Origin of the sequence: Sphingomonas sp. LT1P40, from assembly GCF_036663835.1 — a bacterium.
In the GTDB taxonomy this organism is placed as follows: domain Bacteria; phylum Pseudomonadota; class Alphaproteobacteria; order Sphingomonadales; family Sphingomonadaceae; genus Sphingomonas.
The window spans coordinates 1,800,129-1,825,767 of record NZ_JAXOJT010000001.1 but is presented as its reverse complement, the minus strand read 5'-3'; the positions used below and the strand labels follow the sequence as shown (position 1 = coordinate 1,825,767).

23 protein-coding genes are annotated in these 25,639 nt (G+C 64.3%); 12 read left to right on the top strand and 11 right to left on the bottom strand.

The features are described from left to right. Positions 1-43: 43 nt before the first annotated feature. From U1702_RS09060 to U1702_RS09050, 3 genes are all read right to left on the bottom strand, one after another. Positions 44-1,762: an AMP-binding protein gene (locus tag U1702_RS09060; protein ID WP_332723687.1), complete on the bottom strand. Its 1,719-nt coding sequence runs from the start codon at positions 1,760-1,762 to the stop codon at positions 44-46. A gap of 52 nt (positions 1,763-1,814) precedes the next feature. After that, positions 1,815-2,027 carry a hypothetical protein gene (locus tag U1702_RS09055; protein ID WP_332723686.1) on the bottom strand — a complete coding sequence of 71 codons (213 nt, stop codon included), beginning with the start codon at positions 2,025-2,027 and terminating at the stop codon, positions 1,815-1,817. Between the two features lie 85 nt (positions 2,028-2,112). Then, positions 2,113-3,780: a GGDEF domain-containing protein gene (locus U1702_RS09050; RefSeq protein ID WP_332723685.1), complete on the bottom strand. Its 1,668-nt coding sequence runs from the start codon at positions 3,778-3,780 to the stop codon at positions 2,113-2,115. A gap of 212 nt (positions 3,781-3,992) precedes the next feature. On the opposite strand from U1702_RS09050, the gene U1702_RS09045 reads away from it, so the two are divergent. Beyond that, a complete protein-coding gene (locus U1702_RS09045; RefSeq protein ID WP_332723684.1) occupies positions 3,993-4,385 on the top strand; it encodes a UrcA family protein in 393 nt (130 codons plus the stop codon). On the opposite strand, the gene U1702_RS09040 is transcribed toward U1702_RS09045, so the two are convergent. Next, complete coding sequence (locus U1702_RS09040; protein ID WP_332723683.1) at positions 4,372-4,755, bottom strand: winged helix-turn-helix transcriptional regulator; 384 nt, start codon at positions 4,753-4,755, stop codon at positions 4,372-4,374. The two genes, U1702_RS09045 and U1702_RS09040, sit on opposite strands and share 14 nt — an antisense overlap. A 97-nt stretch (positions 4,756-4,852) precedes the next feature. On the opposite strand from U1702_RS09040, the gene U1702_RS09035 reads away from it, so the two are divergent. Then, positions 4,853-5,416 carry an FMN-dependent NADH-azoreductase gene (locus U1702_RS09035; RefSeq protein WP_332723682.1) on the top strand — a complete coding sequence of 188 codons (564 nt, stop codon included), beginning with the start codon at positions 4,853-4,855 and terminating at the stop codon, positions 5,414-5,416. Positions 5,417-5,460: 44 nt separating this feature from the next. Here U1702_RS09035 and clpA read toward each other — a convergent pair whose 3' ends face one another. Both clpA and U1702_RS09025 read right to left on the bottom strand, forming a co-directional pair. Beyond that, positions 5,461-7,785, bottom strand: coding sequence for an ATP-dependent Clp protease ATP-binding subunit ClpA (gene clpA / locus U1702_RS09030; RefSeq protein ID WP_332723681.1), 2,325 nt, complete (start codon positions 7,783-7,785; stop codon positions 5,461-5,463). A 105-nt stretch (positions 7,786-7,890) separates the two neighbouring features. Next, a complete protein-coding gene (locus U1702_RS09025; protein WP_332723680.1) occupies positions 7,891-8,085 on the bottom strand; it encodes a DUF1192 domain-containing protein in 195 nt (64 codons plus the stop codon). Between the two features lie 120 nt (positions 8,086-8,205). On the opposite strand from U1702_RS09025, the gene U1702_RS09020 reads away from it, so the two are divergent. From U1702_RS09020 to metH, 8 genes are all read left to right on the top strand, one after another. Next, entirely contained in the window at positions 8,206-9,210 is a 1,005-nt protein-coding gene (locus tag U1702_RS09020; protein ID WP_332723679.1) for an NAD(P)H-quinone oxidoreductase, read from the top strand. Further along, positions 9,207-9,827, top strand: a complete 621-nt coding sequence (locus U1702_RS09015; protein WP_332723678.1) for a glutathione S-transferase family protein — start codon at positions 9,207-9,209, stop codon at positions 9,825-9,827. Before U1702_RS09020 ends, U1702_RS09015 begins: the two co-directional genes overlap by 4 nt. Positions 9,828-9,911: 84 nt before the next feature. After that, complete coding sequence (locus U1702_RS09010) at positions 9,912-10,799, top strand: UDP-2,3-diacylglucosamine diphosphatase (RefSeq protein ID WP_332723677.1); 888 nt, start codon at positions 9,912-9,914, stop codon at positions 10,797-10,799. 11 nt (positions 10,800-10,810) lie between these two features. After that, positions 10,811-11,833, top strand: coding sequence for a glycosyltransferase family 4 protein (locus U1702_RS09005; protein WP_332723676.1), 1,023 nt, complete (start codon positions 10,811-10,813; stop codon positions 11,831-11,833). Positions 11,834-12,092: 259 nt separating this feature from the next. Further along, on the top strand, positions 12,093-13,052 hold the full coding sequence (locus tag U1702_RS09000; protein WP_332723675.1) for an ArsR/SmtB family transcription factor: 960 nt from the start codon (positions 12,093-12,095) through the stop codon (positions 13,050-13,052). Beyond that, positions 13,049-13,969 (top strand): methylenetetrahydrofolate reductase, encoded by a 921-nt coding sequence (metF, locus tag U1702_RS08995; RefSeq protein WP_332723674.1) that lies wholly within the window; start codon positions 13,049-13,051, stop codon positions 13,967-13,969. Before U1702_RS09000 ends, metF begins: the two co-directional genes overlap by 4 nt. Then, positions 13,966-15,012, top strand: coding sequence for a homocysteine S-methyltransferase family protein (locus tag U1702_RS08990; protein ID WP_332723673.1), 1,047 nt, complete (start codon positions 13,966-13,968; stop codon positions 15,010-15,012). Before metF ends, U1702_RS08990 begins: the two co-directional genes overlap by 4 nt. 91 nt (positions 15,013-15,103) lie before the next feature. Then, positions 15,104-17,704, top strand: coding sequence for a methionine synthase (gene metH, locus U1702_RS08985; protein ID WP_332724666.1), 2,601 nt, complete (start codon positions 15,104-15,106; stop codon positions 17,702-17,704). On the opposite strand, the gene arsH is transcribed toward metH, so the two are convergent. From arsH to U1702_RS08965, 4 genes are read right to left on the bottom strand one after another with little or no spacing between them, the layout of a single operon-like run. Next, positions 17,658-18,437 (bottom strand): arsenical resistance protein ArsH, encoded by a 780-nt coding sequence (gene arsH / locus U1702_RS08980; protein ID WP_332723672.1) that lies wholly within the window; start codon positions 18,435-18,437, stop codon positions 17,658-17,660. The two genes, metH and arsH, sit on opposite strands and share 47 nt — an antisense overlap. Positions 18,438-18,465: 28 nt before the next feature. Continuing rightward, the gene (locus U1702_RS08975) at positions 18,466-19,749 is read right to left on the bottom strand and encodes an arsenic transporter (RefSeq protein WP_332723671.1); all 1,284 of its coding nucleotides are present in this window, start codon (positions 19,747-19,749) and stop codon (positions 18,466-18,468) included. Further along, complete coding sequence (arsC, locus tag U1702_RS08970; RefSeq protein WP_332723670.1) at positions 19,749-20,183, bottom strand: arsenate reductase (glutaredoxin); 435 nt, start codon at positions 20,181-20,183, stop codon at positions 19,749-19,751. The genes U1702_RS08975 and arsC overlap by 1 nt, the downstream gene beginning before the upstream one ends. Before the next feature lie 11 nt (positions 20,184-20,194). Next, positions 20,195-20,524, bottom strand: coding sequence for an ArsR/SmtB family transcription factor (locus U1702_RS08965; protein WP_332723669.1), 330 nt, complete (start codon positions 20,522-20,524; stop codon positions 20,195-20,197). Positions 20,525-20,675: 151 nt separating this feature from the next. Here U1702_RS08965 and U1702_RS08960 point away from each other — a divergent pair, with 151 nt between their 5' ends. Beyond that, a complete protein-coding gene (locus tag U1702_RS08960) occupies positions 20,676-22,379 on the top strand; it encodes a tetratricopeptide repeat protein (RefSeq protein ID WP_332723668.1) in 1,704 nt (567 codons plus the stop codon). On the opposite strand, the gene U1702_RS08955 is transcribed toward U1702_RS08960, so the two are convergent. Beyond that, positions 22,295-23,905 (bottom strand): NAD(P)/FAD-dependent oxidoreductase, encoded by a 1,611-nt coding sequence (locus tag U1702_RS08955; protein ID WP_332723667.1) that lies wholly within the window; start codon positions 23,903-23,905, stop codon positions 22,295-22,297. The genes U1702_RS08960 and U1702_RS08955 overlap by 85 nt on opposite strands. Positions 23,906-24,009: 104 nt before the next feature. On the opposite strand from U1702_RS08955, the gene U1702_RS08950 reads away from it, so the two are divergent. Beyond that, a complete protein-coding gene (locus U1702_RS08950) occupies positions 24,010-25,611 on the top strand; it encodes an MFS transporter (protein ID WP_332723666.1) in 1,602 nt (533 codons plus the stop codon). The last annotated feature ends 28 nt before the right edge of the window (positions 25,612-25,639 follow it).

Genomic DNA, 25,639 nt, shown 5'->3' with positions numbered 1-25,639 from the left:
AAGAAGCGGGACTCCGGGTCAAGCCCGGGGTGACGATTGATTATCAGGTGCGGCATGCTCCCGCCGCGATCTCGATCAACAAATCCTTGCGGCTCAACTTGCCGATCATCGTCTTGGGCAGTTTCTCGCGGATCACCACGGCATCGACGCGCTCGTGTTTGCCGATCTGAGGATTCACCCAGTCGCGCAGTGTTTCGCCGGTGACGGGTTCGGCATCGTCGTTGAGCGATACATAGGCTCGCGGGGTCTCGCCCCGATAGGCATCGGGCATTCCCACCACCAAAGCCTCCTTCACCGCCGGGTGGCGGTAGAGCACGTCCTCGATATGCTTGGGGAATACCTTGAAGCCGCCGACCGCGATCATGTCCTTGATGCGATCGACGATGCAGATGAAACCGTCCTGGTCGATCTGGCCGACATCGCCGGTGCGCAGCCATTTCTGGCCGGTGGCATCGACACAGAATGTGGTGTCGTCCGCCTCTTCACGGTTCCAGTAACCAGCCATGATCTGTGGCCCCGCGACGACGATTTCACCCGGTTCGCCCTCGGGTGCGGGGCGGGTGGCATCCTCCTTGTCCACCAGCCGCACGCGCGTGGCGATCAGCGGCTGGCCGATCGTGCCGGACTTGTTGAGGTTCTGATACGGGTTGGTCGAGACGACGCCCGAGCTTTCGGACAGGCCATAACCCTCGATCAGGCGGGCACCCGTTTTCGCCTCGAAGCGGGTGCGCAATTCGGCGGGGAGGGGGGCACCGCCGGTGATGCAGTATTTCAGGCTCGACCAGTCGGTGGTCGCGGCGTTGGGATGGTCGATCAGCGCCTGAAACATCGTCGGGACGCCGGGAAGCGCGGTCGGTTTGGTACGGTGGATCGCCGCCAGCGCCTGTGCTGCGTCGAAGCGCGGGAGCATGACGATTTCGCCGCCGGTGAAGATCGTGCGGTTCAGGACGCAGGTGTTGGCGAAAACGTGGAAAAAGGGGAGGACGCCGAGTACCTTGTCGTGGCTTTCGCCGAGTTCGGGGTCGAGCTTGGCGACCTGGCGTGCGTTGGCGGTGAGGTTCTGATGCGTGAGCATCGCGCCCTTCGGTACGCCGGTGGTGCCGCCGGTATATTGGATCAGCGCGAGGTGGGTTTCGGGATCGATCGTCGCGGTCTCGCATGCGCCGTTATTGGCGATGAGGTGCGAGAAGGCGAGGATGCGAGGATCGTCGGGCTTTTCGGCGACCTCCTTGCGCTTGAACAGGCGGTAGAGGATCGACTTGGTTGGCGGCAGCGCGCCCGCGACCGAACCTACGACCAATCGCTCAAGCCCGCTCTGGTCCAGCACCTTCAACGCGGTGGGCAGCAATGCCGTGGCGCTGATTGTGAACAGGATACGGGTGCCCGAATCGGCTACCTGGGCCGCGAGTTCCTCGACAGAATAGAGCGGCGAGAAATTGACGACCGTCGCACCGAGCTTGAGGATGCCGTAGTAAGCGGCGACGTAATGTGGGACGTTGGGCAGGAACAGGCCGATGCGGTCGCCGGGGCCATAGCCAAGTGCGCGCAGCCCACAGGCGACGCGGTTCGCGCCATCCAGCGTCTCGGCATAGCTGTAATGACGGCCGAGAAAGTCGAGCAGCGGGGCGTGCCCCATGCGCTTTGCCGATTCGTCGAAGGCGGCGGCCATCGAGAGCGGCGGCAGATGCTGATCCCATGGGCCGGGATGGAGATAGGCTGTGCGCCAGACCTGCTCAGGCCAAAGCTGTTCGGGAACGCTCATTTACACAGGTGTAAGCAACTCGCCCGAACGAGGCAAGCGCTTGACGTAAACGTCAGCGCAGCGCGCGTTTCGCGGTCCATGTATAGAGCACGGACACGGCCATCACGCCCAGATCGACCGCCGCCTGAACCTTGCGCGGGGCGGTGTCGGTCACGTCGTGGGTGAGGATGCGGATGTCCGCCGTCGGATGCGGCAGGACGGTCAGCGCAAGCAATGCCGCGCCACCGCCGATCAGTGCGATCTTCCGCTTGTCCAACCTGTCCATCGCGTCCTCCCGATGGCTCCGTTGTTACGCTTATGGCCGATGAACGGCAACTGAATTGGGGTGGGTAGCGCGCCGAGACGGCAAGCTATGCCGCCAGCGGTGCGGCCCTGACGCGGTCGCGGCCGGCGGATTTGGCGGCGAACAGCGCAGTGTCGGCGGCACGATAGATCGTTTTCCAGTGCGCCTCGACGGCGAGCGGGCCGGTCGCGGCGCCGACGCTGGCGGTGACGCGCAGGTCGAACGGCATGCGGGTCGCGCGCAGACGGGCGAGCAGCGCCTCGGCATCCAGCGGATGGGCCATGTCGGTCAGCACCGCGAACTCCTCACCGCCGATGCGCGCGACCAGCGCGTGCGATGGCGCGAGCGCGCGCAGCGTGCGGGCGACGACGCGCAGGACTTCGTCGCCGCCATCATGGCCCAGCGTCTCGTTGACCTGTTTGAAGTGATCGAGATCGAGGACGAGCAGGGTCTGCGGCCCTTCGCGCCCGATCGCATTGGCGAGGAACGCACGGCGGTTGAACAGGCCGGTGAGCGGATCGGTATCGGCAAGGCGGCGCGCCACCGCCTCCGCCGCGACAGCCGAATCGCGTTCTTGGCTGAGCAGGCGTATGCGATAGGCGATGGCGACCGACGAGATCAGCGCCTCTGCCGCCATCGACAATATGGTCGAATTGTCGAGCCAGAAGTTCCAGCGGATCAGCCCGAGATTGGCGAAGACGCGCAGGCTGGCGGCGAAGATCGGCACGGCCCAGGCGATGGCGAACAGCCACAGGAAATTGGAACGGTTGCGCCACGCGCTCCACAAGGTCGCAACGACGCTGATGATGACGCCGAGGAACACCCAGGAATAGATGCGATCCACCATCTGGACGCCAATGGGTGCGAGCAGCACGAAGAACAGTCCGGCGGCCACCAGCACGCCGACGGCAATGCGCATGGTCAGCCGCAAGCGCGGGCCGAAGACATGCTCCTCGAAAAAGGCGCGGGCGAACAGCAGTGCCGAGGCGCAGGCGAGTGTCAGCAGCAGATAGTTGATCCGCAGCCGATCATTGTTGGCGACATCGGGAAACGCCCATGCCATCGCGCCCGACGAAGTGAAGGCATAGGCCATCAGCGCGCTTACCATCAGGCAGTAAGCGAGCTGGAACCGGTGACGCAGCGACGCCCATAAAGCGAGATTATAGGTGAGCAGCGCCAGCGCGAGTCCGCCAAAGCCGCTGTAGATCGCGGCCATTGTGAGGTTCGACAGATCGCTTTCCGCCTTGGTCGCCAGCCGCGCCCCGACGACGATGCCGCGCAAATTTGCCGCACCGTCGACCCGCCACATCAGCCGTTTGACCTTGGCCCGATCGCGCGGCAGCGGGTATTCGATGATCGCGCCGAGCTGAATGCGGCGGCTGACACTGTATCGGTCGTCGGCCATCGTGGCGATGCGACCGTCGGTATAGAGTATATGGAGCGTCAGCCTGTCCTGCCAGACGCTGCCGATGCGCGCCGCCAGCGGTTGCCGCGAGCGCGATCGTTGGTCGATCGGGCTGGAGATTACCCAGTAACTGCCCGGGCCGAACGCGGTTTGTCTGGTGGTGCAGTCGAAGCTTTGTGGCTGACGGATCAGCCTGGCCGGATCGTCGCCGGGTCGCACGGCGCGAACGCAAACCTGCAAGGGGCGGCCGACCTGACCCGCGCTGAGACCCGCAGGTTGCGCATGGGCGGGCGCGACGACGAACGCCAGCGCCGCGACCAAAACTGCCACAAAGCACGATATGATCCCCCGACCCATGAATGCATTCTAGGCGGCGGATGGCGAACAACTGGTAAAGATTACCGGCTGTTAGCGATGAATCGGACGGCCCGACGCCGATATCCGGAGCGATGCGACATGTCCGACGCCGGGACGATCTGCGGACAAGAATGGTTAACGGCGGTCTGCGCCAGCGCTAGACTGTCGGGAAGGAGGCCGTGAAAATGCTGCGAACCGTGACGAGCATAGTTGCGTTGTCCGCATGTCTGGCATCACCAGCGTCGGCGCGCGATTCGGACCGCTATGAGGAACGCCAGATCGCCGTGCCTGCGGCGGGGCTGGATCTGTCGAGCGACGCGGGCGTCGATATATTGGCCGCCCGGATCGACCATGCGGTCAAGCGAATCTGCGGTGGCGATCGCCGATGCCGGGAAGAGGCATGGGAAAGCACCGAGTGGCAGGTCGGCCGACTGATCGACCGGGCGCAGGCATGGCGGCGGCTGGCAAATGAGCGCGCGGCGCAACTGCGCGTGTGCCGCCAGCGCTGTTCGCAGCCCGCCGGTTATTATGCGCCGCCGCAGCCCGCCGCGACGACGGTGATCGTCATCCGGAACTGACGCGCGCGTCGTCCGTGCGGTCATAGCGGTCGCGGTGATCGTAGATCGTCCCGAGATTTTCAAACGCCCATTGCCCGAGGATTTTGACGGGTTCGGCGAGCGAATGGCCGAGATTGGTCAGGCCATATTCGACCTGCGGCGGGACGGTCGCGTGAACGGTGCGTGACACCAGTCCATCGCGCTCCAGCGCTTTGAGCGTGCGCGTCAGCATCTGTTGCGAGATGCCCTGTACCGCGCGTTTCAGGTCGTTGAAGCGGCGCGGTTGCTGACGCAGCGTCATCACCACCAGCACCGTCCATTTGTCGCCGACGCGCGCGAGGATGCCGGTGACGGTGCGGCATTCGCTGTGGGTGGGTTGGGAGTCAGTCATATCGGTGTGACCAGGTCCTGAAAATATGCGTTCTTGGCGTGGGCATGTCGGTCACATAACTGGTCCTGGTCACAAATCCAGACTTAAGGACTGACCAATGAACCTGCTTCATATCGATTCGAGCATCCAGGGCGCGCAATCAGCGAGCCGCAGCATCAGCGCGGCGGTGGTTGAGCGGCTTCGCGGCGCGCATCCTGCGCTCACCGTCACCTATCGCGACCTCGCTACCGATCCGCTGCCGCATCTGACGCTGGACGTGCTGGCGGACCCCGAAGCCAATGCCGAACTACGCGCGTTCGAGGCCGCCGATATCGTGGTGATCGGCGCGGGGATGTATAATTTCTCGATCCCCAGCCAACTCAAGGCGTGGCTGGACCGGATCATAGTGGCGGGCCGGACTTTCGGTTACGGACCCGATGGCGTGAAGGGGCTTTCAGGCGACAAGCGCGTGTTCGTTGCACTGGCGCGGGGCGGCTTGTTCGGCGTGGACTCGCCGGTCGTGTCGCTCGAGCATGCCGAAACCTATTTGCGAGGCGTGCTGGAGTTCATCGGGATCGGCAACCCCGTATTCGTCCACGCCGATGGACTTGCGATGGGCGAGGAAGCGCGCGCTTCGGGAATTGCGCAGGGTCTGGCGGATGCGCAGGCGATCGCGGCCTGACGGTCATGATAAGGAAAAGGCCGGGATCGCTCCCGGCCCTTTCTTCACTTGGCTTTTGCCGCCTCGGTTTTCTTCCCGCCGCCCTTCTTGGGGCGTTTGGGCGGAGCGGATACGGTGGCAAAGACGAGGACGTTGTCCTTGACCTTCACCTCGACCTCGCCGCCATGGACGAGCTTGCCGAACAGCAGTTCCTCGGCCAGCGGCTGCTTGATCTTCTCCTGAATCAGGCGGCCCATCGGGCGTGCGCCATAGAGCTTGTCATAGCCGCGCTGCATCAGCCATTCCCGGGCCTCGTCATCCAGCTGGATATGGACGTTGCGATCGGCCAGCTGGAGTTCGAGCTGGAGAATGAACTTCTCCACCACGCGCTCGACCACCTTGGGCGGCAGATAGTCGAACGGCACGATCGCATCGAGGCGGTTGCGGAATTCGGGGGTGAAGAGTTTCTTCACTGCCTCTTCCTGCACATCCTCGCGGCTGCTTTCGCCGAAGCCGATCGATTCCTTGGCCATATCGGACGCACCGGCATTGGTGGTCATGATCAGGATCGTGTTGCGGAAATCGACGGTCTTGCCGTGGTGATCGGTCAGCTTGCCGTTGTCCATCACCTGCAACAGGATGTTGAACAGGTCGGGATGCGCCTTTTCGATCTCATCGAGCAGCAGCACAGAATGCGGGTTCTGATCGACCGAGTCGGTCAGCAGACCGCCCTGATCGTAACCGACATAACCCGGAGGCGCGCCGATCAGGCGGCTGACCGAATGGCGCTCCATATATTCGGACATGTCGAAGCGCTGGAGCGGGATGCCCAGAATTTCGGCCAACTGCTTGGCGACTTCGGTCTTGCCGACGCCGGTCGGGCCGCTGAACAAGTAATTGCCGATCGGCTTGGACGGATCGCGCAGGCCGGCGCGCGACAACTTGATCGCGGACGACAGCACCTCGATCGCCTTGTCCTGACCGAACACGACACGCTTCAGGTCGGTGTCGAGGCTGGCGAGGACGCGGGTGTCGTCGGCCGAGACGGTCTTGGCCGGGATCCGCGCCATCGTCGCGATGACCTGTTCGATCTCACGTGTGGTGATGGTCTTTTTGCGCTTCGATGGCGGCACCAGCATCTGCATCGCGCCGACTTCGTCGATCACGTCGATCGCCTTGTCCGGCAGCTTGCGATCGTTGATATAGCGCGCGGACAATTCCACCGCCGTCTTGATCGCGTCGGGCGTGTATTTCACCTTGTGATGGTCTTCGAACGCCGAGCGCAGGCCGGTGATGATCTTGATCGTATCCTCAATCGTCGGTTCATTGACATCGATCTTCTGGAACCGGCGCAGCAGCGCGCGATCCTTTTCGAAATGGTTGCGGAATTCCTTGTAAGTGGTCGATCCGATACAGCGGATCGTGCCGCCGGACAGCGCCGGTTTCAACAGGTTCGAGGCGTCCATCGCGCCGCCGCTGGTCGCGCCCGCGCCAATCACGGTGTGGATTTCGTCGATGAACAGCACCGCGTGCGGCAGCTTCTCCAGCTCGTTGACGACCTGCTTCAGGCGCTCCTCGAAATCGCCGCGATAGCGGGTGCCCGCGAGCAGCGCGCCCATGTCGAGCGAGTAGATCACGGCGGGGAGCAGCACTTCGGGAACGTCGCCCTCGACGATTTTCCGCGCCAGACCTTCGGCGATGGCGGTCTTGCCGACGCCGGGATCGCCGACATAGAGCGGGTTGTTCTTGCTGCGGCGGCACAGGATCTGAACGGTGCGATCGACCTCCGGACCGCGACCGATCAGGGGATCGACCTTGCCCGCCTTCGCCTTTTCATTGAGATCGACGCAGAATTGCTTGAGCGCGCTTTCGCCCTTGCCCTTGGCCTCACCCTTTTGCGGCTTTTCCTCTTCCATCGCGCCCTTGGGCGGGGTGGAATCGGTCGGGTTGCTGCCCTTGCCAACGCCGTGGCTGATGAAGCTGACCGCGTCGAGGCGGCTCATATCCTGTTGTTGCAGGAAATAGACGGCATAGCTTTCGCGCTCGCTGAACAATGCGACCAGCACGTTGGCACCGGTCACCTCATCGCGGCCCGAGGACTGGACGTGGAGGATCGCGCGCTGCACGACGCGCTGGAAGCCGCTGGTCGGCGACGGATCGGTTTGTTGGTCGACGCGCAGCGCCTGAAGCTCGGTATCGAGGTAATGCGCGACGGTGGTTTTGAGTTCGCCGATATCGACGCCGCATGCCTCCATCACCTTCGACCCATGCTCGTCATCAACGAGGGCGAGGAGGAGATGCTCCAGCGTGGCATATTCGTGGCGGCGCGCGCTGGCCGCTTCGAGCGCGCGGTGAAGGGTCGATTCGAGGGCGGAGGCGAAGCTAGGCATTCAGGGGAACTCCAGTCGGGCCATCGGAACAGGACCCGTCTTTTCCAATGTTGGAAGTGCGAGCACCCGCATCAAGCCTTGTCGCGGGAAGCGTCGCGGCCTGTGTCATCGCTTGAATAGGGAATCAGCGCTTGCGCGATGGTTAACGGCGCGTTCCATTTTTTGCCGGGCACGGGCGATTTCCGCCTCCAGCAATTCGATGCGTTCGGCCAGTTCCTCGACCGAGAACGGATCGAGGTCTTGCCGGGCGAGGTGCGCGGCGGTGTCGTCGGGGCGACGGGGAAGATCGTCGGCGTCCATATGCGGCAAGGTCGGGCCAGCCGGTGGCGATGTCAACCGCGATATACAGTCGAATTGGGGCAGCGAAGCCTTGACGTCGCGGGCTTGCATCCCGATTCAGACAGGCAAGGGGAACCAAGCATGACCGACCTGCCAGACCGGATGACGGCGATCGACCCGGCACAACCCGGTGGGCCGGAAGTGCTGGTGACGATCGAACGTCCCGTGCCAGTGCCGGGGGAGGGCGAGGTGCTGATCCGCGTTGCTGCGGCGGGCGTCAATCGCCCTGACGTGATCCAGCGCATGGGTGCCTATCCGCCGCCGCCGGGGGTGACGAGCATTCCGGGGCTGGAAGTCGCGGGCGAGGTCGTCGCGGTAGGCGCGGATGTGCCGCCGGAGATTATCGGCCAGCCGATGTGCGCGCTGATCGCGGGCGGGGGCTACGCCGAATATGCGGTCGCGCCGCTGGGCCAGTGTTTGCCGGTGCCGGAAATGCTGAGCATGATCGAGGCGGCGGCGATGCCCGAAACCCTGTTCACTGTGTGGACCAATTTGTTCGAGCGCGGCTATGCCAGCGAAGGCGATGTCGCGCTGGTGCATGGCGGGACCAGCGGCATCGGCACGATGGCGATTTCGCTGTGCAAGCTGTTCGGGGTGACGGTGATCGTGACGGCGGGCAGCGACGACAAGGTCGCGGCCTGCATCGCGCACGGGGCGGATCATGCGATCAACTACAGGACCGAGGATTTCGTCGCGCGGGTCAAGGACCTGACCGAGGGGCGCGGGGTCAATGTCGTGCTCGACATGGTCGGCGGCGATTATGTCGCGCGCAACATGCAGTGCATGGCCGAGGATGGACGGCACGTTTCGATCGCGGTGCAGGGCGGCGGACAAGCGACGGTGCCGGTGTTCGAGATCATGCGGCGGCGGCTGACGCTGACCGGATCGACGCTGCGGGCGCGCAGCGTGTCGTTCAAGACGCTGGTCGCCGACGAACTGTCGCGGGCGGTGTGGCCCTATGTCGAGGCGGGGCGGCTGAAGCCGGTGATCGACAAGGTATTCCCGCTGGCCGAGGCGGCCGAGGCGCACCGGCGGATGGAAGCGGGCGAGCATATGGGGAAGATCGTGCTGACGGTCAGACCATGAGCGGCGCGTTGATCCTGCATGAATATGCCGCGTCGGGGAATTGCTACAAGATCCGGCTGACGGGGGCGCTTGTCGGCAAGACGATCGAGCGGCGCGAATATGACATTGTGGCGGGGGAGACGCGGACGCCTGCGTTTCTGGCGAACGTCAATGCCAACGGGCGGATTCCGGTATTGCAGGATGGCAACCGGTTATTGCCGGAGAGCAATGCGGCGGCATTTTATGTCGCAGATGACAGCGCGCTGATCCCGGCCGATGCTTTCGACCGGGCGGACATGCTGCGCTGGATGTTCTGGGAGCAGTATAATCACGAACCGAACATTGCGACGGTGCGGTTCTGGATGGGTTGGGTCGGGGAGGCGAACCTCTCCGACCTGCAACGCGCGATGTTGCCCGGCAAGCGTGACAGCGGCGATGCGGCGTTGAAGCTGATGGACGAGCATCTGGCGGGGCGCGACTGGTTCGTCGGGGATGGGCCGACCGTCGCCGATGTGTGCCTCTATGCCTATACCCATGTCGCGGAGGAGGGCGGGTTCGCGCTGTCGCCGTGGCCGGCGGTGCGGGCGTGGCTCAAGCGGGTCGAAGCACTGGCTGGCTATATCCCGATCACCGCATGACATTTCGGTGACGCGCGAACGATTCGAGCTGTAACATTCGGTAGCCATAGGCGGCGCAGGCAAGGGCTAGCGCGGGGCGACCAGATGGCCACGATCACACGGCTTCCGTTCGACGGCAACGTCACCGATCTCGCGGATTTCACGGCGTCCGCGCCGTCGATCCCGGAACGGGTGGTCGGCGGACGGCAGCAGTTCCGCACCATCTGGATTTCCGACATCCATCTGGGCACACGCGGCTGCAATGCCGAGATGCTGATCGACTTCCTCGACCATGTCGACAGCGACACGCTGTATCTGGTCGGCGACATCATCGACGGGTGGCAGTTGAAGAAGAAATTCTACTGGCCCGCCGCGCATAATGACATCGTGTGGCGGCTGTTGAAGCGCGCCAAGCGTGACACGCGGGTGATCTACATCCCCGGCAATCACGACGAGATTTTCCGGCAGTTCAGCGGGCTGAGCTTTGGCGGGGTCGAGATCAAGCGACAGGCGATCCACGAGACCGCCGATGGCCGCCGTCTGCTGGTGCTGCACGGCGACGAATTCGACGCGATCACCATGTCGCACCGCTGGCTCGCGCATCTGGGCGACGCCGCCTACACCGCAGTCATGGCGCTGAACCGCTGGTGCAACAAATACCGCACCTGGCGCGGGTTGCCCTATTGGTCGCTGAGCAAGCACGCCAAGCAGAAGGTGAAGAACGCGGTCGAATTCATCAGCAGCTTCGAGGAAATCGTTGCGCGCGAAGCCGGGGCGCGGGGCGTGGATGGCGTGATCGCGGGGCATATCCACACCGCCGAGATGCGCGAGATCGACGGGATCGAATATTATAATGACGGCGACTGGGTGGAGGGTTGCACCGCGCTGGTCGAGCATTACGATGGCCGGATGGAAATCCTCCACTGGGCCGATGAGATCGCACGCCGCGAGCCCCACGTCCCGGACAGGGTCGAGGCGCTGGCAGCTGCTTGATTGAACCGAAGGTGCGGATCGCGATCGTAACCGACGCCTGGGAGCCCCAGGTGAATGGCGTCGTGCGGACGCTGCAATCGGTGCGGCGGGTGCTGGAGGCGCAGGGCCACAAGGTGCTGGTGATATCGCCCGAGCGATTTTACTCGGTGCCGTGTCCGACCTATCCCGAGATCCGGCTGGCCATGGTGCGGACATCCACCATCGGCGCGATGTTCGACGAATTTCAGCCGCATGCCGTGCATCTGGCGACCGAGGGGCCGATCTGCGTGGCGGCGCGGCGCTGGTGCCTGAAACATGATTTTCCGTTTACCACTGCCTATCACACGCAGTTTCCGGACTATGTCGAGGCGCGTTCGGGCGTGCCGGCGGAATGGGTGTGGCGCTATATCCGCTGGTTTCATGCGCCCGCCCAGTCGATCCTGGCCTCGACCAACTCGATCCGCGAAGCACTGGTCAAGCATGGGCTGACGCAGGTGCGGGACTGGGGGCGCGGGGTCGATCTGGCCAATTTCCGCCCCGGCCTGGAGCCGCATCCGGCGATGGCAGGGCTGGACGGGCCGGTGCAGCTCTATGTCGGGCGGGTCGCGGTCGAGAAGAATCTGGAGGCGTTTCTGGCGTCGTCGCATCCGGGAACGAAGGTGGTGGTCGGCGACGGTCCGGCGCGCGCATCGCTGGAGGCGAAATATCCGGCGGTGCGGTTTTTGGGGCCGTTGTTCGCAACCGAACTGGCGAGCGCCTATGCCGCCGCCGATGTGTTCGTGTTTCCCAGCAAGACCGACACGTTCGGGCTGGTGATGATCGAGGCGCTGGCGTGCGGGACGCCGGTCGCTGCCTATCCTGTGACCGGTCCGGTCGATATCCTGACGCCGGAAACGGGCGCGATGGACGACGATCTGGATGTGGCGATTGCAGCGGCGTTGACGCGCGATCGTGATGCCTGTGCCACCTATGGTCGCAGTTTTACGTGGGAGGCGAGTGCGCGGCAGTTTTTGGCCGCGCTGGTGCCGATCGTGGAGGAAGCGCGGGCGGCGTGAGCCTTCTAGCCCCCCTCCCGCTTTCGCGGGAGAGGGTTGGGTGAGGGCGGGCGTCGAGGCTGTATCGTTCATAGCGCGATGACATTACTGATTCTCGTCACCCCGGGCTTGACCCGGGGTCCCGCTTCTTCGACCGGTCGCCATTAGCGGGACCCCGGGTCAAGCCCGGGGTGACGGGGTAGGTTCAAAGTTAAGTCATTATGCCGCCATCACACTCGCGTTGACGTGATATAAAGATATCTTTATATCTATAAGCGAGATGAAGATCGCGCTCGAAACCTTCCGTGCTTTGGCGGACTCGACCCGGCTGCGTATCCTTGCGTTGCTGCGAACGATGGAGCTGTCGGTCGGCGAACTGGCGCAAGTGCTGGGGCAGAGTCAGCCGCGCGTGTCGCGCCATGTGAAGATCCTGTGCGATGCCGGCCTGGCCGAGCGGCGCAAGGAGGGCAGCTGGGTGTTCGTGGCGCTTGGCGAGGCCGGGCGGGTGAAGCCGGTGCTGGCGGCGCTGGACGCATGGGGCGGGCAGGAGGCGGATCACTGGACCGTCGCCGATACCGCGCGGCTGGCGGCGGTACGTGCGGATCGCGCGGCGGCGGCGGCGGAATGGTTCGAGGGCCATGCTGGCGAATGGGACGCGATCCGTTCGCTGCACGTTGCCGAGGAACAGGTCGAGGCGGCGATGGCGTCCGCGCTGGGGGATGTGCCGATTGATCGGCTGATCGATATCGGCACCGGGACCGGGCGGATGCTGGAACTGTTCGCGCCGCGCGCCGAACGCGCTTTGGGCATCGACCGGTCTTCGGAAATGCTGCGGCTGGCACGGGCCAAGCTGGCGGAGCGCGGGCTGGGCAATGCCGAGCTGCGGCAGGCGGACCTCTACGCGCTGCCGATGGCGGACGGTGAGGCGGACGCGGCGATCCTGCATCACGTGCTGCACTTCGCGCAGCAGCCGGGGGCGGCGATCCGCGAAGCCGGACGCGTGCTGGGTGACGGCGGGCGGCTGCTGATCGCGGACTTCGCGCCGCACGACCGGGAGGAATTGCGGCTGCGTGAGGGGCATGTGCGGCTGGGCTTTTCGGATGAGCAGATGCTGGGCTGGTTCGAGGCCGCAGGGCTCGCACCGGTACGCACCGAGACGCTGAAGGGTGGCGAATTGACCGTGAAATTATGGCTGGCGCGCAAGGCCGGCGAGACTTTGGGTGAGGTGAAGGCAGCATGAGTAATCGAGTGGACCCGCTGGCTCCGCCGCTGTTCGCGGACGTCGCGGGCGATATCGACCTGTCGTTCGAATTCTTCCCGCCCAAGACCGAAAAGATGGAAGAGACGTTGTGGGAATCGGTCCAGACGCTGTCTCCGCTGAACCCGCGGTTCGTGTCGGTGACCTATGGTGCGGGCGGGACGACGCGCGAGCGGACGCACAACACGGTGGCGCGGATCGCGCGCGAGACCCCGATTGCGGCGGCGGCGCATCTGACCTGTGTCGAGGCGACGCGCGAGGAAATCGACGCGGTTGCGGAGGAATATTGGGCGGCGGGCGTGCGGCATATCGTGGCGCTGCGCGGCGATCCGCCGGTGGCGGGGGCGAAGTTCCAGTCGCCTGTTGGCGGCTATGCCAATGCCGCCGATCTGGTGGCGGGGTTGCGCCGCCTGCACCCGTTTGAGATTTCGGTGGCGGCCTATCCCGAATGTCATCCGGATTCGCCCGATGCCGCGCATGATCTGGACAATTTGAAGCGCAAGATCGACGCCGGTGCGAACCGCGCGATCACGCAGTTCTTTTTCGAGCCGGATACGTTTTTCCGCTTCCGCGATGCGGCGGCGGGTGCGGGGATCGATGCGGAGATCGTGCCGGGGATCATGCCGGTGATGAGCTTTGCCGCGGTCAAGAAGATGTCGGCGATGTGTGGGACGGACGTGCCGGCATGGATGGAACGGCTGTTCGATGGGCTGGACGATCGACCGGCTGCGCGGCAGCTGGTGTCCGCGACGCTGGCGGCGGAATTGTGCCGGAAACTCTATGCGGGCGGGGTGCGGCAGTTTCACTTCTACACGCTGAACCGGGCCGAGCTGAGCTACGCGATCTGTCACCTGTTGGGGGTGCGGCCCACCAATCCCGCACAGGAGAAGGCGGCGTGAGCATTCGCGAGATGCTGTTGGCCGAAGCGGCCAAGCGTATCCTGATTACCGACGGCGCGTTCGGGACCGAGATCCAGAACTGGAAGCTGTCGGAGGCGGACTATGCCGGCGACCTTGGCCTGAGCCACGACCAGAAGGGCAACAACGACATCCTCGCGCTGACCAAGCCCGAGGTGCCGGAGACGATCACGCGCGAATATCTGGAAGCCGGGTCGGACATCGTTTCGACCAACACCTTTTCGGCAAACTTGATCAGTCAGGCCGATTATGGCGCCGAGCATCTGGTCAGGGACATCAACGTTGCGTCGGCGCAGATTGCGCGGCGGCTGGCGGATGAATTCGCCGCGAAGGACGGCCGCCCACGCTTTGTTGCCGGCGCGATCGGGCCGACCAACAAGACATTGTCGCTGTCGCCCGACGTCAACGATCCGGGCTATCGCGAGATCGAGTTCGACTATCTGAAGGACGTGTATCGAGACCAGATCGACGCGCTGGTCGAGGGTGGGGCGGACTTCATCCTGATCGAGACGGTGTTCGACACGCTGAACGCCAAGGCCGGGATCAAGGCGGCGATCGAGGCGGGCGAGGCGCTGGGCCGCGACTTGCCGATCATGATGTCGATGACACTGACCGACCTGTCCGGGCGCAACCTGTCGGGCCACACGGTGGAGGCGTTCTGGCATGCGGTGCGGCATGCCAAGCCGATCACGATCGGGCTGAACTGCTCGTTCGGGGCGGAGCAGCTGCGGCCGCATGTGAAGACGCTGTCGGCGCTGTGCGACACGCTGATCATGGTTTATCCGAACGCCGGTCTGCCTAACGAGCTTGGCGAATATGACGAGATGCCGGTGACGACGGCGGGGCTGGTCAAGGAATGGGCCGATGCCGGACAGGTCAACGTGCTGGGCGGATGCTGTGGTTCGACGCCCGCGCATATCAAGGCGATCGCGGACGCAGTGGCGGGTTTGCCGGCGCGGGCGATTGCGGTGCCGGAAGTGCGGACGCGGCTGGCCGGGCTGGAACCGTTCACCATGGCGGCATGACCGTCGCCCCGGCGAAAGCCGGGGTCTCTCGCCACGAGCGCACGCCTAGTTTTGAAAGATCCCGGCTTTCGCCGGGATGACGGGAATTAAGATGACCACCGCCTCCTCCACCAGCTTCGTCAATATCGGCGAGCGTACCAATGTCACCGGCTCCGCCCGCTTCAAAAAGCTGGTGATGGCGGGGGACTATGCGGCCGCCGTCGAGGTCGCGTTGCAGCAGGTCGAGGCGGGGGCGCAGGTGCTCGACGTCAATATGGACGAGGGGTTGCTCGACGCGCACGAGGCGATGACGACGTTCCTGAAGCTGATCCAGGCCGAACCGGATATTGCGCGCATTCCGGTGATGGTGGACTCGTCGAAATGGGACGTGATCGAAGCCGGGCTGAAGTGCGTGTCCGGCAAGCCGATTGTGAACTCGATCAGCATGAAGGAAGGCGTAGACCAGTTCCTTGAACATGCGCGCAAGTGCATGGCCTATGGCGCGGCGGTCGTGGTGATGGCGTTCGACGAGGTCGGGCAGGCCGACACCAAGGAACGCAAGGTCGAGATTTGCGAGCGGGCCTATAACCTCCTCGTCGGCATCGGCTTTCCGCCCGAGGACATCATCTTCGACCCCAATGTGTTCGCGGTGGCGACGGGGATCGAGGAGCATAACAATTACGGCGTCGATTTCATCGAGGCGTGCAGGGAGATCAAGGCGCGCTGTCCGCATGTGCACATCAGCGGCGGGCTGTCGAACCTGAGCTTCAGCTTTCGCGGCAACGAGGCCGTTCGCAAGGCGATGCACTCGGTGTTCCTCTACTATGCCATCCCGGCGGGCATGGACATGGCGATCGTCAATGCCGGGCAGCTGGACATTTACGACCAGATCGAACCGACGCTGCGCACCGCGGTTGAGGATGTCATCCTCAACAAGGATGCCGAAGCGGGCGACCGGCTGGTCGCGCTGGCGGAGAAGTATCGCGGCACCGATGCGGTGGCGGAGAAGCAGGCGGCGGAGTGGCGCGGCTGGGACGTCGCCAAGCGGCTGGAACATGCGTTGGTCAAGGGCATCGACGCGCATGTCGTCGAGGATACCGAGGAATGCCGGCTGGCGTTCGCGCGCCCGATCGAGGTGATCGAGGGGCCGTTGATGGACGGGATGAATGTCGTCGGCGACCTGTTCGGATCAGGCAAGATGTTCCTGCCGCAGGTGGTGAAATCTGCGCGGGTGATGAAGAAGGCGGTGGCGCATCTGCTGCCCTATATCGAGGCGGCGAAGGAACCGGGCGCGAAGGGCAAGGGCAAGATCATCATGGCGACCGTCAAGGGCGACGTGCATGATATCGGCAAGAACATCGTCGGCGTGGTGTTGCAGTGCAACGGGTTCGAGGTGGTCGATCTGGGCGTGATGGTGCCGTGGTCGAAAATCCTGGAATCGGCGAATGAGAATGACGCCGACATGATCGGGCTGTCCGGCCTGATCACCCCGTCGCTGGACGAGATGGTGACGGTAGCCGAGGAGATGAAGCGCGCGGGCATGACCATGCCGCTGCTGATCGGCGGGGCGACGACGTCGAAGGTGCACACCGCGCTGCGCATTTCACCGGCCTATGACGGGCCGATCGTTCATGTGCTGGACGCGAGCCGCGCGGTGGGCGTGGCGACAACGTTGGTGAGCGACACGATCCGCGACGATTATGTGGTCAAGGTCGCGGCGGAATATGAGGCGGTTCGCGTCGCGCGCGCGAACAAGGGGCAGAGCGAACTGGTCCCGATCGACAAGGCGCGCGACAACGCATTCGACGCGGACATGAGCCTGAAGCCGGGCAAGCCCCGCATGCCGGGCGTCCACACCTTTCCCGACTGGGATTTGAAGGATCTGCGCAATTACATCGACTGGACGCCGTTCTTTCGCGCGTGGGAGCTGGCGGGCAATTATCCGGCGATCCTGACCGACAAGGTGGTGGGCGAGAGCGCGACGTCGCTGTTCGCCGACGCACAGGCGATGCTCGACAAAATCATCGACGAAAAGTGGCTGACCGCGCGCGGTGTGACCGGCCTGTGGCCGTGTCGCCGACAGGGCGACGACATCATCGTCCATGTCGAGGATGAGACGCATTTCACGCTGCCGATGCTGCGCCAGCAGATTCAGAAGCGCGAAGGGCGGGCGAATATGTGTCTCGCCGATTTCATCGACCGCGACGGCGACTGGATCGGTGGGTTCGCGGTGTCGATCCACGGGATCGAGCCGCATTTGGCGCGGTTCAAGGCGGGGATTGACGATTATTCGGACATCTTGCTGAAGGCGCTGGCCGATCGTCTGGCCGAGGCGTTTGCCGAGCGCCTGCATCATTATGTGCGCACCGCCCTGTGGGGCTATGCCGAGGGCGAGCAGCTGACCAACGAGGCGATCATCAAGGAACAATATCGCGGCATCCGCCCGGCACCCGGCTATCCCGCCTGTCCCGAACACAGCCTGAAACCGATCCTGTTCAAGATGCTGGACGCGCACAAGGCGACCGGCATCACGCTGACCGAAAGCTTTGCGATGCTGCCGACGGCGGCGGTGTCGGGCTTTTATTTCGGGCACCCGCAGGCTGAGTATTTCGGCGTGGCCCGAGTGGGGCCGGACCAGCTGGAGGATTATGCGGCGCGGCGGGGGATCAGTCTGGAGCTGGCGACGCGGTATCTGCGGCCGAATCTGGACTGAGGGACGCAAGGCCAGCGCTGTCGACCGGCTTTTCGACGGGGTGGTCGCGTTCCTTGCGTTCCGAATAGCGATCGACCAACTGGGCCGCGTGCGGGCGCATCAGGACGGTGAAGCGGACAAGCTCCTCCATCACATCGACGATGCGGTCGTAATAGCTGGATGACTTCATGCGTCCGGCGGCGTCGAACTCGTCATAGGCTTTTGCCACCGACGACTGGTTGGGAATGGTCACCATGCGCATCCAGCGGCCGAGGATGCGCAGCGTGTTGACGCTGTTGAAGCTTTGCGATCCGGCACTGACCTGCATCACCGCGAGCGTGCGGCCCTGGGTGGGTCGCAACCCCTTATAGGCGAGCGGCAGATGGTCGATCTGAAGCTTCATGATGCCGGTGATCTGGCCGTGACGCTCGGGGCTGCACCAGACGTGACCCTCCGACCACATCGACAGCTCGCGCAGTTCGTGCACCGCCGGGTGGTCGTCGCCGACATGCTGATCGGGCAGCGGCAGCGTGGAAGGGTCGAAGATGCGAGTTTCCGCGCCGAAGGACCGGAGCAGACGCGCGGCTTCCTCGACGCAGAGCCGCGAAAAAGAGCGCTCGCGCAACGATCCGTAAAGCAACAGGATACGCGGCGGCGGGTCGCCCGCCCCGAGCCCGAGTGCTGGGCGTTCGAGGACGTAGCGAGGATCGAGCGCCGGCAGGTGGTCGGGTTCGGAGAGTTGGCGCAAGGGCATCAGGGGAATCCTGTCGAGGTCGGGTGTTTCAAAGGCTGAGGCGGATGGCGAGCGCGGCGAGGGTCACCAGCAACACCGGGACCGTCAGCGTCACGCCGACCCGGAAATAATAGCCCCAGCCGATACGAATGCCCTTTTGCCCGAGCACGTGGAGCCACAGCAACGTCGCAAGCGAACCGATCGGCGTGATCTTTGGGCCGAGATCGCATCCGATGACATTCGCGTAGATCATCGCTTCCCGGACCGCGCCGCTGGCTTGCGTGGCTTCGATCGACAGCGCGCCGACCAGAACCGTCGGCATGTTGTTCATCACCGATGACAGCAAGGCGGCGATGACGCCGGTGCCGAACGCGGCACCCCATATGCCGCCCTGCGCAGAGGCATCGAGCAAGATCGCCAGATGGTCGGTCAGGCCCGCGTTGCGCAGCCCATAGACGACCAGATACATGCCGAGCGAGAAGATCACGACCTGCCACGGCGCACCGCGCATGACCTTACGCGTTTCGATCACATGGCCGCGTGCGGCGATCACGAGCAGCAGGGCGGCACCGGCGGCCGCGACGGCGCTGACCGGCACGCCCAGCGGTTCGAGCAGGAAGAAGCCGGCGAGCAGTGCGGCAAGGACGATCCAGCCCGCCTTGAAGGTAGCAGCATCGCGGATCGCGTCGACGGGCGCGCGAAGCTGTGCGACGTCATAGCGCGCGGGAATGTCGCGACGGAAGAACAGCAGCAGCACGCCCAGTGTCGCTGCGATCGACGCCAGATCGACCGGCACCATCACTGAAGCATAGTCGGCAAAACCGATGCTGAAGAAGTCGGCCGAGACGATGTTGACGAGGTTGGAGACGATCAGCGGCAGGCTGGCGGTATCGGCGATGAACCCCGCCGCCATGACGAACGCCAGCGTTGCCCGATCGCCATAGCCCAGCGCGCGCAGCATCGCGATGACGATTGGCGTCAGGATCAGTGCCGCGCCGTCATTGGCGAACAGCGCCGACACCGCCGCGCCGAGCAACACGATCAGGACGAACAGCGTTCGACCGTTCCCGCCGCCCCAGCGCGCGACATGCAGCGCCGCCCACTCAAAAAAACCCGCTTCGTCCAGCAACAGGCTGACGATGATGATCGCAACGAAGGTGGCGGTCGCGTTCCACACGATGCCCCACACCACCGGCACGTCCGCCAGCGAGACGACGCCGACCAGCAAAGCGACGGCCGCCCCGCCCAGCGCGCTCCAGCCGATGCCGAGACCGCGCGGCTGCCAGATGACGAGCGCGATCGTGACGGCGAAGATCGCAAGCGCCGCCAGCATCAGGCGATGCGCTGACCGGCGCTGTCGATGACCTGTTCGCCATCTTCCTTGGCGAAGGAGGCCTGTTGCGGGGTTGGCAGCAAGTCGAGCACGGCTTCGGACGGTCGGCACAGCTTCACGCCGAGCGGGGACACGACCAGCGGGCGGTTGATGAGGATCGGATGCGCCATCATCGCTTCGACCAATGCGTCGTCCGAAAGTGATGCGTCGCCAAGGCCGAGTTCGGCAAAGGGCGTGCCCTTTTCCCGCAACAGGTCGCGCGGCGCGATGCCCGCGCGCTGGATAAGCTGGACGAGCAGTTCGCGCGATGGTGGCGTCTTCAGATATTCCACCACATGCGGCTCGATCCCGGCGTTGCGGATCATTGCCAGCGTGTTGCGCGAAGTGCCGCAATTGGGGTTGTGGTAGATGACGATGTCGATGGGCGTGGACATGCGATGTTCCTTCAATCGCGGCAAAGGGGAGGGGGTGGGGTGCAGTCCGCGCCGCCGCAGCAATTTTCCATGAGATAGCCGACCAGCCGGTTCATCGCGGCATAGTCGGCGGCGTAGATCAGCGAACGGCCCTGCCGCGTCTGCGTAACCAGTCCCGCGCGATTGAGATGGGCGAGGTGGAAGGACAGCGAGGAGGCCGGGACGTCGAGCTTCTCCGCGATTACTCCCGCCGCCATGCCATCGGGTCCGGCCTGAATCAGCAGGCGGAACAGCGCGAGGCGGTGATCATGCGCCAGCGCGGCGAGGGCGGCTACTGCGTTTTCATCAATAAATGATTCCATAATCGTCGAAATATCGAATCATCGACGAAGCGCAAGCGAATTACCCTGACGATGTCAGTTTCGTTCCGCGATCGAATCATTCTAGCATCCGGCGATGTGGCCGACTCGCCTGTTGCTTGCCCTCGCGGCGCTGCTTGTGAGCGGCACAGCTATGGCCGCCGATCGCTGGCGCGTGGGGGAGCCGGTTTATGCGGCGTTTCAGCGGGGCGATTACGCGGCGTCGCTGGCCGGTCTGCGCGAGCAGTTGACGGCGTGTGAGGCGACCAAGCCGGTCGGGGACGAATGCCTCGATCTGATCGCGGGTTTGTCGACGATCGCGGACGCTGCGGGCGATGCGCGCGCGGGTATCACCTATGGTCGGCGCGCGGTCGAACTGGCGGAGAAAACATTGCCCGCCGGACATCCCCACATCGCCACAGCGTATAACAGCCTGGGAGTCAGCCTGACCAATATGGCGGACCACCGCGCCGCCGAACCGCTGTTGCGCAAGGCACTGGCGCTGCGTGAGGCGGCGTTGCCCGCCGGACATCCCGATATCGCGACGAGCCTCAATAGCCTGGCGGGTGCGCTGAACCCGCTGGGGAAGTTCGCTGAGGCCGAAGCCCTGTATCGAAGGGCGCTGACGATGCGCGAAGCGGCGCTGCCCGCTGGCCACCCCGACATCGCGGCGAGCTATAGCAATCTGGCCTATAGTCTTAATTTTCAGGGCCGCTTCGCCGATTCCGAACTGCTGCATCGTCGCGCGCCGGCGATGCGGGAGGCGGCGCTTCCGGCGGGCCATCCGGATATCGCGGCGAGCCTCAACAATCTGGCCTATAATCTGAACCTGCTGGGTCGCTTCGCCGAGGCGGAGCCGCTGTTCCGTCGATCGCTGGCGATGACGGAAGCGGCGTTTCCCGCGGGGCATCCGCATGTCGCGGCGGGATACCGCAACCTCGCGCTGAACCTGGACGAACAGGGCCGCTATGCCGAGGGCGAGCCGCTGTACCGCCGCGCGCTTGCGTTTACCGAGGGGGCGTTTCCGGCCGGGCATATCAACATTGCCACCGCCTATGACGGTCTGGCGAGCAATTTGAGTCGACAGGACCGGCATGGCGAGGCCGAGCCGCTGTTTCGTGCCGCATTGGCAATGTACGAGAAGGAATTGCCCACAGGGCATTATCAAATCGGTTCGGCCTATCATAATCTGGCGCCCAGCCTCGACGCGCAGGGGCGTGAAGCCGAGGCGGAACCGTTGCTGCGCACGGGGCTGGCCATCCGTATGGCGTCGTTGCCGAAGGGGCATCTGGCCATCGCGGCAAGCTATAGCAAAGTTGCCGCCAATTTGAGTTCACAGGGCAAGCATGCGGAGGCGGCGCGGCTGCATAAGCGGGCTTTGTCGATGCGGCGAGCGGGCTTGCCTCGCGGGCATCCGCACATTGCGATCAGCCACCAGAATCTGGGTGGTAGTCTGTTCGTACAGAACCGGTTTTCCGATGCCGTGCGGCATTTCGAGCGCGCGCTGATGATCTGGCGTGCCTACCCGCTGACCCATCCGGAGCGAATCATGACCGCCACGGCATTGGGACACAGCCTGCACGCAAAGGAGCGATCGGCGGCACTGGCGCGCGCCTATCTGCGCGAGGCGGAGGCGGGGGCGATGGAGCGGGTCGGGTCGTTCACCGGATTTACCAGCGGCGCACAGGCCGAAATCCGCAAATACCGCCCGATCTTTGCGGGGCAGGTTCGCGCGGCGTGGACTTTGTCCGCACGCGCGACGCGGCAATATGGTCAGCGTGCCGCCACCAGACTTGCGGCCACCGCTTCCGCCACCTTGATCCCGTCGATCGCTGCCGAAAGGATGCCACCGGCGTAACCCGCGCCTTCGCCAGCCGGGAACAGGCGGGGGGTGTTGAGGCTTTGAAAATCCTTGCCGCGCGTGATGCGGATCGGGCTGGAGGTGCGGGTCTCCACCCCGGTCATCACCGCATCGGGATGGTCGTAGCGGGAAATCTGGCGACCGAAAACGGGGAGAGCTTCGCGGATCGCTTCGATGGCGAAGGCGGGGAGGCAGGCGGACAGGTCGGTCATCGTCACGCCGGGTTTGTAGCTGGGAATGACTTCGCCGAGGGTGGTGGACGCGCGCGCGGCGAGGAAATCGCCGACGCGCTGGCCGGGGGCGTGGTAGTTGGAGCCACCTGCGGTGTAGGCGAGGCTTTCCCAGTGGCGCTGGAATTCGATCCCCGCCAGCGGCCCGTCCGGATAATCGCGGGCGGGGTCGATGCCGACGACGAGACCGGAATTGGCGTTGAATTCCGCACGCGAATATTGGCTCATGCCGTTGGTGACGACGCGACCCGGTTCGCTGGCAGCGGCGACGACGCGACCGCCGGGGCACATGCAGAAGCTGTACACGGTGCGCTCGTTCGCGGCGTGATGGGCGAGGCTATAGGCGGCGGCCCCCAAGTCCGGGTGGCCCGCGCATTTGCCGTAGCGGGCCTGATCGACCCAGCTTTGCGGATGTTCGATGCGGACGCCGATCGAGAAGGGTTTCGCCTCGATATGCACGCCGCGCCGGTGGAGCATTTCAAAGGTGGGGCGGGCGCTGTGGCCGACCGCGAGGACGATATGGTCGGCTTCGAGGAAGCTGCCGTCACTCAGGTACAGGCCGCGCAGCCCGCTGGCATCCCTTTCGATCTCATCGACCCGCGTCTGCCAGCGATATTCGCCGCCGAGCGCCTCGATGCTGCGGCGCATGCTCTCGACCATCGTGACGAGGCGGAAGGTGCCGATATGCGGGTGCGCTTCCCACAATATGTCGTCGGGCGCGCCCGCTTTCACGAACTCTTCCAGCACCTTGCGACCGAGGAAGCGGGGGTCTTTCACACGGCAGTACAGCTTGCCGTCCGAGAAGGTGCCGGCACCGCCTTCGCCGAACTGGACGTTGCTGTCGGGGTTGAGCACGGCCTTGCGCCACAAGCCCCAGGTGTCCTTGGTTCGCTCGCGCACGATCTTGCCGCGATCGAGGATGATCGGGCGGAACCCCATTTGCGCGAGGATCAGACCCGCGAACAGGCCGCACGGGCCTGCCCCGACCACGACCGGGCGAAGGCCCGACCAGTCGCCCGGTGCGATCACGGGCGGCGTGTAGGTCATGTCGGGGGTCGGGCGGACGTCCTTGTCCCCCGTTAAACGTGCCAGGACGGTGGCCTCGTCATTCAATGCGATGTCGAACGTGTAAACCAGCATGATAGCGGTTCGTTTTCGTGCATCGTTGCCGCGTTTGAACACGGTCCATGATCGCAGATCGGCGGCGTCGATGCCCAGCCGCGCGCAGATGGCCGGCGCGATCGCTTCGGGCGGGTGATCGAGGGGAAGGGAGAGGCCGGAAAGTCGGATCATCGTGTCCCCCTATCGCGTAACGCGGCGACCAGAAAGGGGCCGCCCTCTTGCCGACCCCAACCGACTCGTTAAACCCTGTGCGAAACGGGGTTGGGGAATTCTGAATGGCGAGCACAGCAGACGAAGCGGCAGTGCCGCGTGAGCCGAGCAAGGCGGAAATGCGGCAGGTGGTCACAGCGTCGTCGCTGGGTACCGTGTTCGAATGGTACGATTTCTTCATTTACGGCACGCTGGCGGCATCGGGGATCATCGGGCGCACCTTCTTTGCCACCGGCAATCCGGTGATGGAGGCGCTATATGCGTGGGCGGGGTTCGCCGTCGGTTTCGGGTTCCGGCCCTTGGGCGCGGTGCTGTTCGGTTATCTGGGCGACAAGCTCGGGCGTAAATATACCTTCCTCGTCACGATCACGTTGATGGGCGTGGCGACGGCGGGGGTCGGGCTGGTGCCGTCCTACGCCTCGATCGGGATGGCCGCGCCGGTGATCGTCATTGCGCTGCGCATCCTTCAGGGGCTGGCGCTCGGCGGCGAATATGGCGGGGCGGCGATCTATGTGTCCGAACATTCGCCGCCGGGACAGGCCGGCTATCACACCAGTTTCATTCAGGCGAGCGTGGGCGGCGGGTTCGTCCTCAGCCTGATCGTGGTGCTGACGACGCGCGGGATGCTGCCGGGCGGGGCGTGGGACGCATGGGGCTGGCGACTGCCGTTCCTGTTCTCGATCGCGCTGCTCGCGATCTCGCTCTACATGCGGGTCAAGCTGAACGAGAGCCCCGTGTTCAAGGCGATGAAGGCGGCGGGCGAGACGTCGAAAAACCCGCTGGTCGAGAGCTTTACCTATCCCGGCAATCTCAAGCGGCTGTTCGTCGCGCTGTTCGGGATCGCGGCGGGATTGACGGTGATCTGGTACACCGCGACCTTCTCGGTCCTGTCGTTCCTGCAGGGGGCGATGCGGGTGGAGCCGGTGACGGCGCAATTGCTCGCTGGCGGCGGCGCGCTGGCCGGGCTGTTCTGGTTCATCCTGTTCGGCAAATTGTCCGACCGGATCGGGCGTAAGAAGCCGATTATCATCGGTTACGGTTTCACGCTGCTGATGTTGTTTCCGTTATTCTGGGCGATGGGACATGCCGCCAATCCGGGGCTGGCCAATGCGGCGGACCGCGCGCCCGTCATCGTGTCCGGCCCGGATTGCGCCTATGACCCGTTTGCGGCGCAGCAGGCCGATACATGTGGGCAGTTGCTCGATTATCTGTCGAAGAAGGGCATCCCCTACACCAAAGAATATACGCCGTCGGCGTCGGTGTCGATCGGCGGGGTGCCGGTGGTGTCGAACACGTCGGTCGATATCGACAAGGCATTGTCCGACGCGGGCTATTCGCTCGACAAGGTGGTGCCGAGCTGGGACAATATCCTGCTGATCCTGATCGCGGTGATGGCGCTGGCGGCGCTGTCGGGGGCGACATACGGCCCGGTCGCGGCATTGCTGACCGAGCTGTTTCCACCCCGCATCCGCTATAGCTCGATGTCGATTCCCTATCATATCGGCACCGGCTATTTCGGCGGATTCCTGCCGCTCATCAGCCAATATATGGTGGCGAAGAGCGGCGATCCCTATTCGGGGCTGTGGTACACTTGGTGGGTCGTCGCGATGGCGCTGGTGGTGACGATCTTCTTCCTCAAGGAAAGCGACCTGTACAAGGAAGCCTGATTGCAGGCCGGGCCTTGCGAGACTAACC

Bases quoted from the DNA above. Each gene is read 5' to 3' on its own strand.
- U1702_RS08955 (WP_332723667.1), bottom strand. From the start codon at position 23,905: ATGATCCGACTTTCCGGCCTCTCCCTTCCCCTCGATCACCCGCCCGAA.
- arsC (WP_332723670.1), bottom strand. From the start codon at position 20,183: ATGTCCACGCCCATCGACATCGTCATCTACCACAACCCCAATTGCGGC.
- U1702_RS08975 (WP_332723671.1), bottom strand. From the start codon at position 19,749: ATGCTGGCGGCGCTTGCGATCTTCGCCGTCACGATCGCGCTCGTCATC.
- metH (WP_332724666.1), top strand. From the start codon at position 15,104: ATGACCACCGCCTCCTCCACCAGCTTCGTCAATATCGGCGAGCGTACC.
- U1702_RS09010 (WP_332723677.1), top strand. From the start codon at position 9,912: ATGGCCACGATCACACGGCTTCCGTTCGACGGCAACGTCACCGATCTC.
- U1702_RS08950 (WP_332723666.1), top strand. From the start codon at position 24,010: ATGGCGAGCACAGCAGACGAAGCGGCAGTGCCGCGTGAGCCGAGCAAG.
- U1702_RS09035 (WP_332723682.1), top strand. From the start codon at position 4,853: ATGAACCTGCTTCATATCGATTCGAGCATCCAGGGCGCGCAATCAGCG.
- arsH (WP_332723672.1), bottom strand. From the start codon at position 18,437: ATGCCCTTGCGCCAACTCTCCGAACCCGACCACCTGCCGGCGCTCGAT.
- metF (WP_332723674.1), top strand. From the start codon at position 13,049: ATGAGTAATCGAGTGGACCCGCTGGCTCCGCCGCTGTTCGCGGACGTC.
- U1702_RS08960 (WP_332723668.1), top strand. From the start codon at position 20,676: ATGGCCGCCGATCGCTGGCGCGTGGGGGAGCCGGTTTATGCGGCGTTT.
- U1702_RS09025 (WP_332723680.1), bottom strand. From the start codon at position 8,085: ATGGACGCCGACGATCTTCCCCGTCGCCCCGACGACACCGCCGCGCAC.
- clpA (WP_332723681.1), bottom strand. From the start codon at position 7,785: ATGCCTAGCTTCGCCTCCGCCCTCGAATCGACCCTTCACCGCGCGCTC.
- U1702_RS09000 (WP_332723675.1), top strand. From the start codon at position 12,093: ATGAAGATCGCGCTCGAAACCTTCCGTGCTTTGGCGGACTCGACCCGG.
- U1702_RS09015 (WP_332723678.1), top strand. From the start codon at position 9,207: ATGAGCGGCGCGTTGATCCTGCATGAATATGCCGCGTCGGGGAATTGC.
- U1702_RS09040 (WP_332723683.1), bottom strand. From the start codon at position 4,755: ATGACTGACTCCCAACCCACCCACAGCGAATGCCGCACCGTCACCGGC.
- U1702_RS09055 (WP_332723686.1), bottom strand. From the start codon at position 2,027: ATGGACAGGTTGGACAAGCGGAAGATCGCACTGATCGGCGGTGGCGCG.
- U1702_RS09045 (WP_332723684.1), top strand. From the start codon at position 3,993: ATGCTGCGAACCGTGACGAGCATAGTTGCGTTGTCCGCATGTCTGGCA.
- U1702_RS09060 (WP_332723687.1), bottom strand. From the start codon at position 1,762: ATGAGCGTTCCCGAACAGCTTTGGCCTGAGCAGGTCTGGCGCACAGCC.
- U1702_RS08965 (WP_332723669.1), bottom strand. From the start codon at position 20,524: ATGGAATCATTTATTGATGAAAACGCAGTAGCCGCCCTCGCCGCGCTG.
- U1702_RS09020 (WP_332723679.1), top strand. From the start codon at position 8,206: ATGACCGACCTGCCAGACCGGATGACGGCGATCGACCCGGCACAACCC.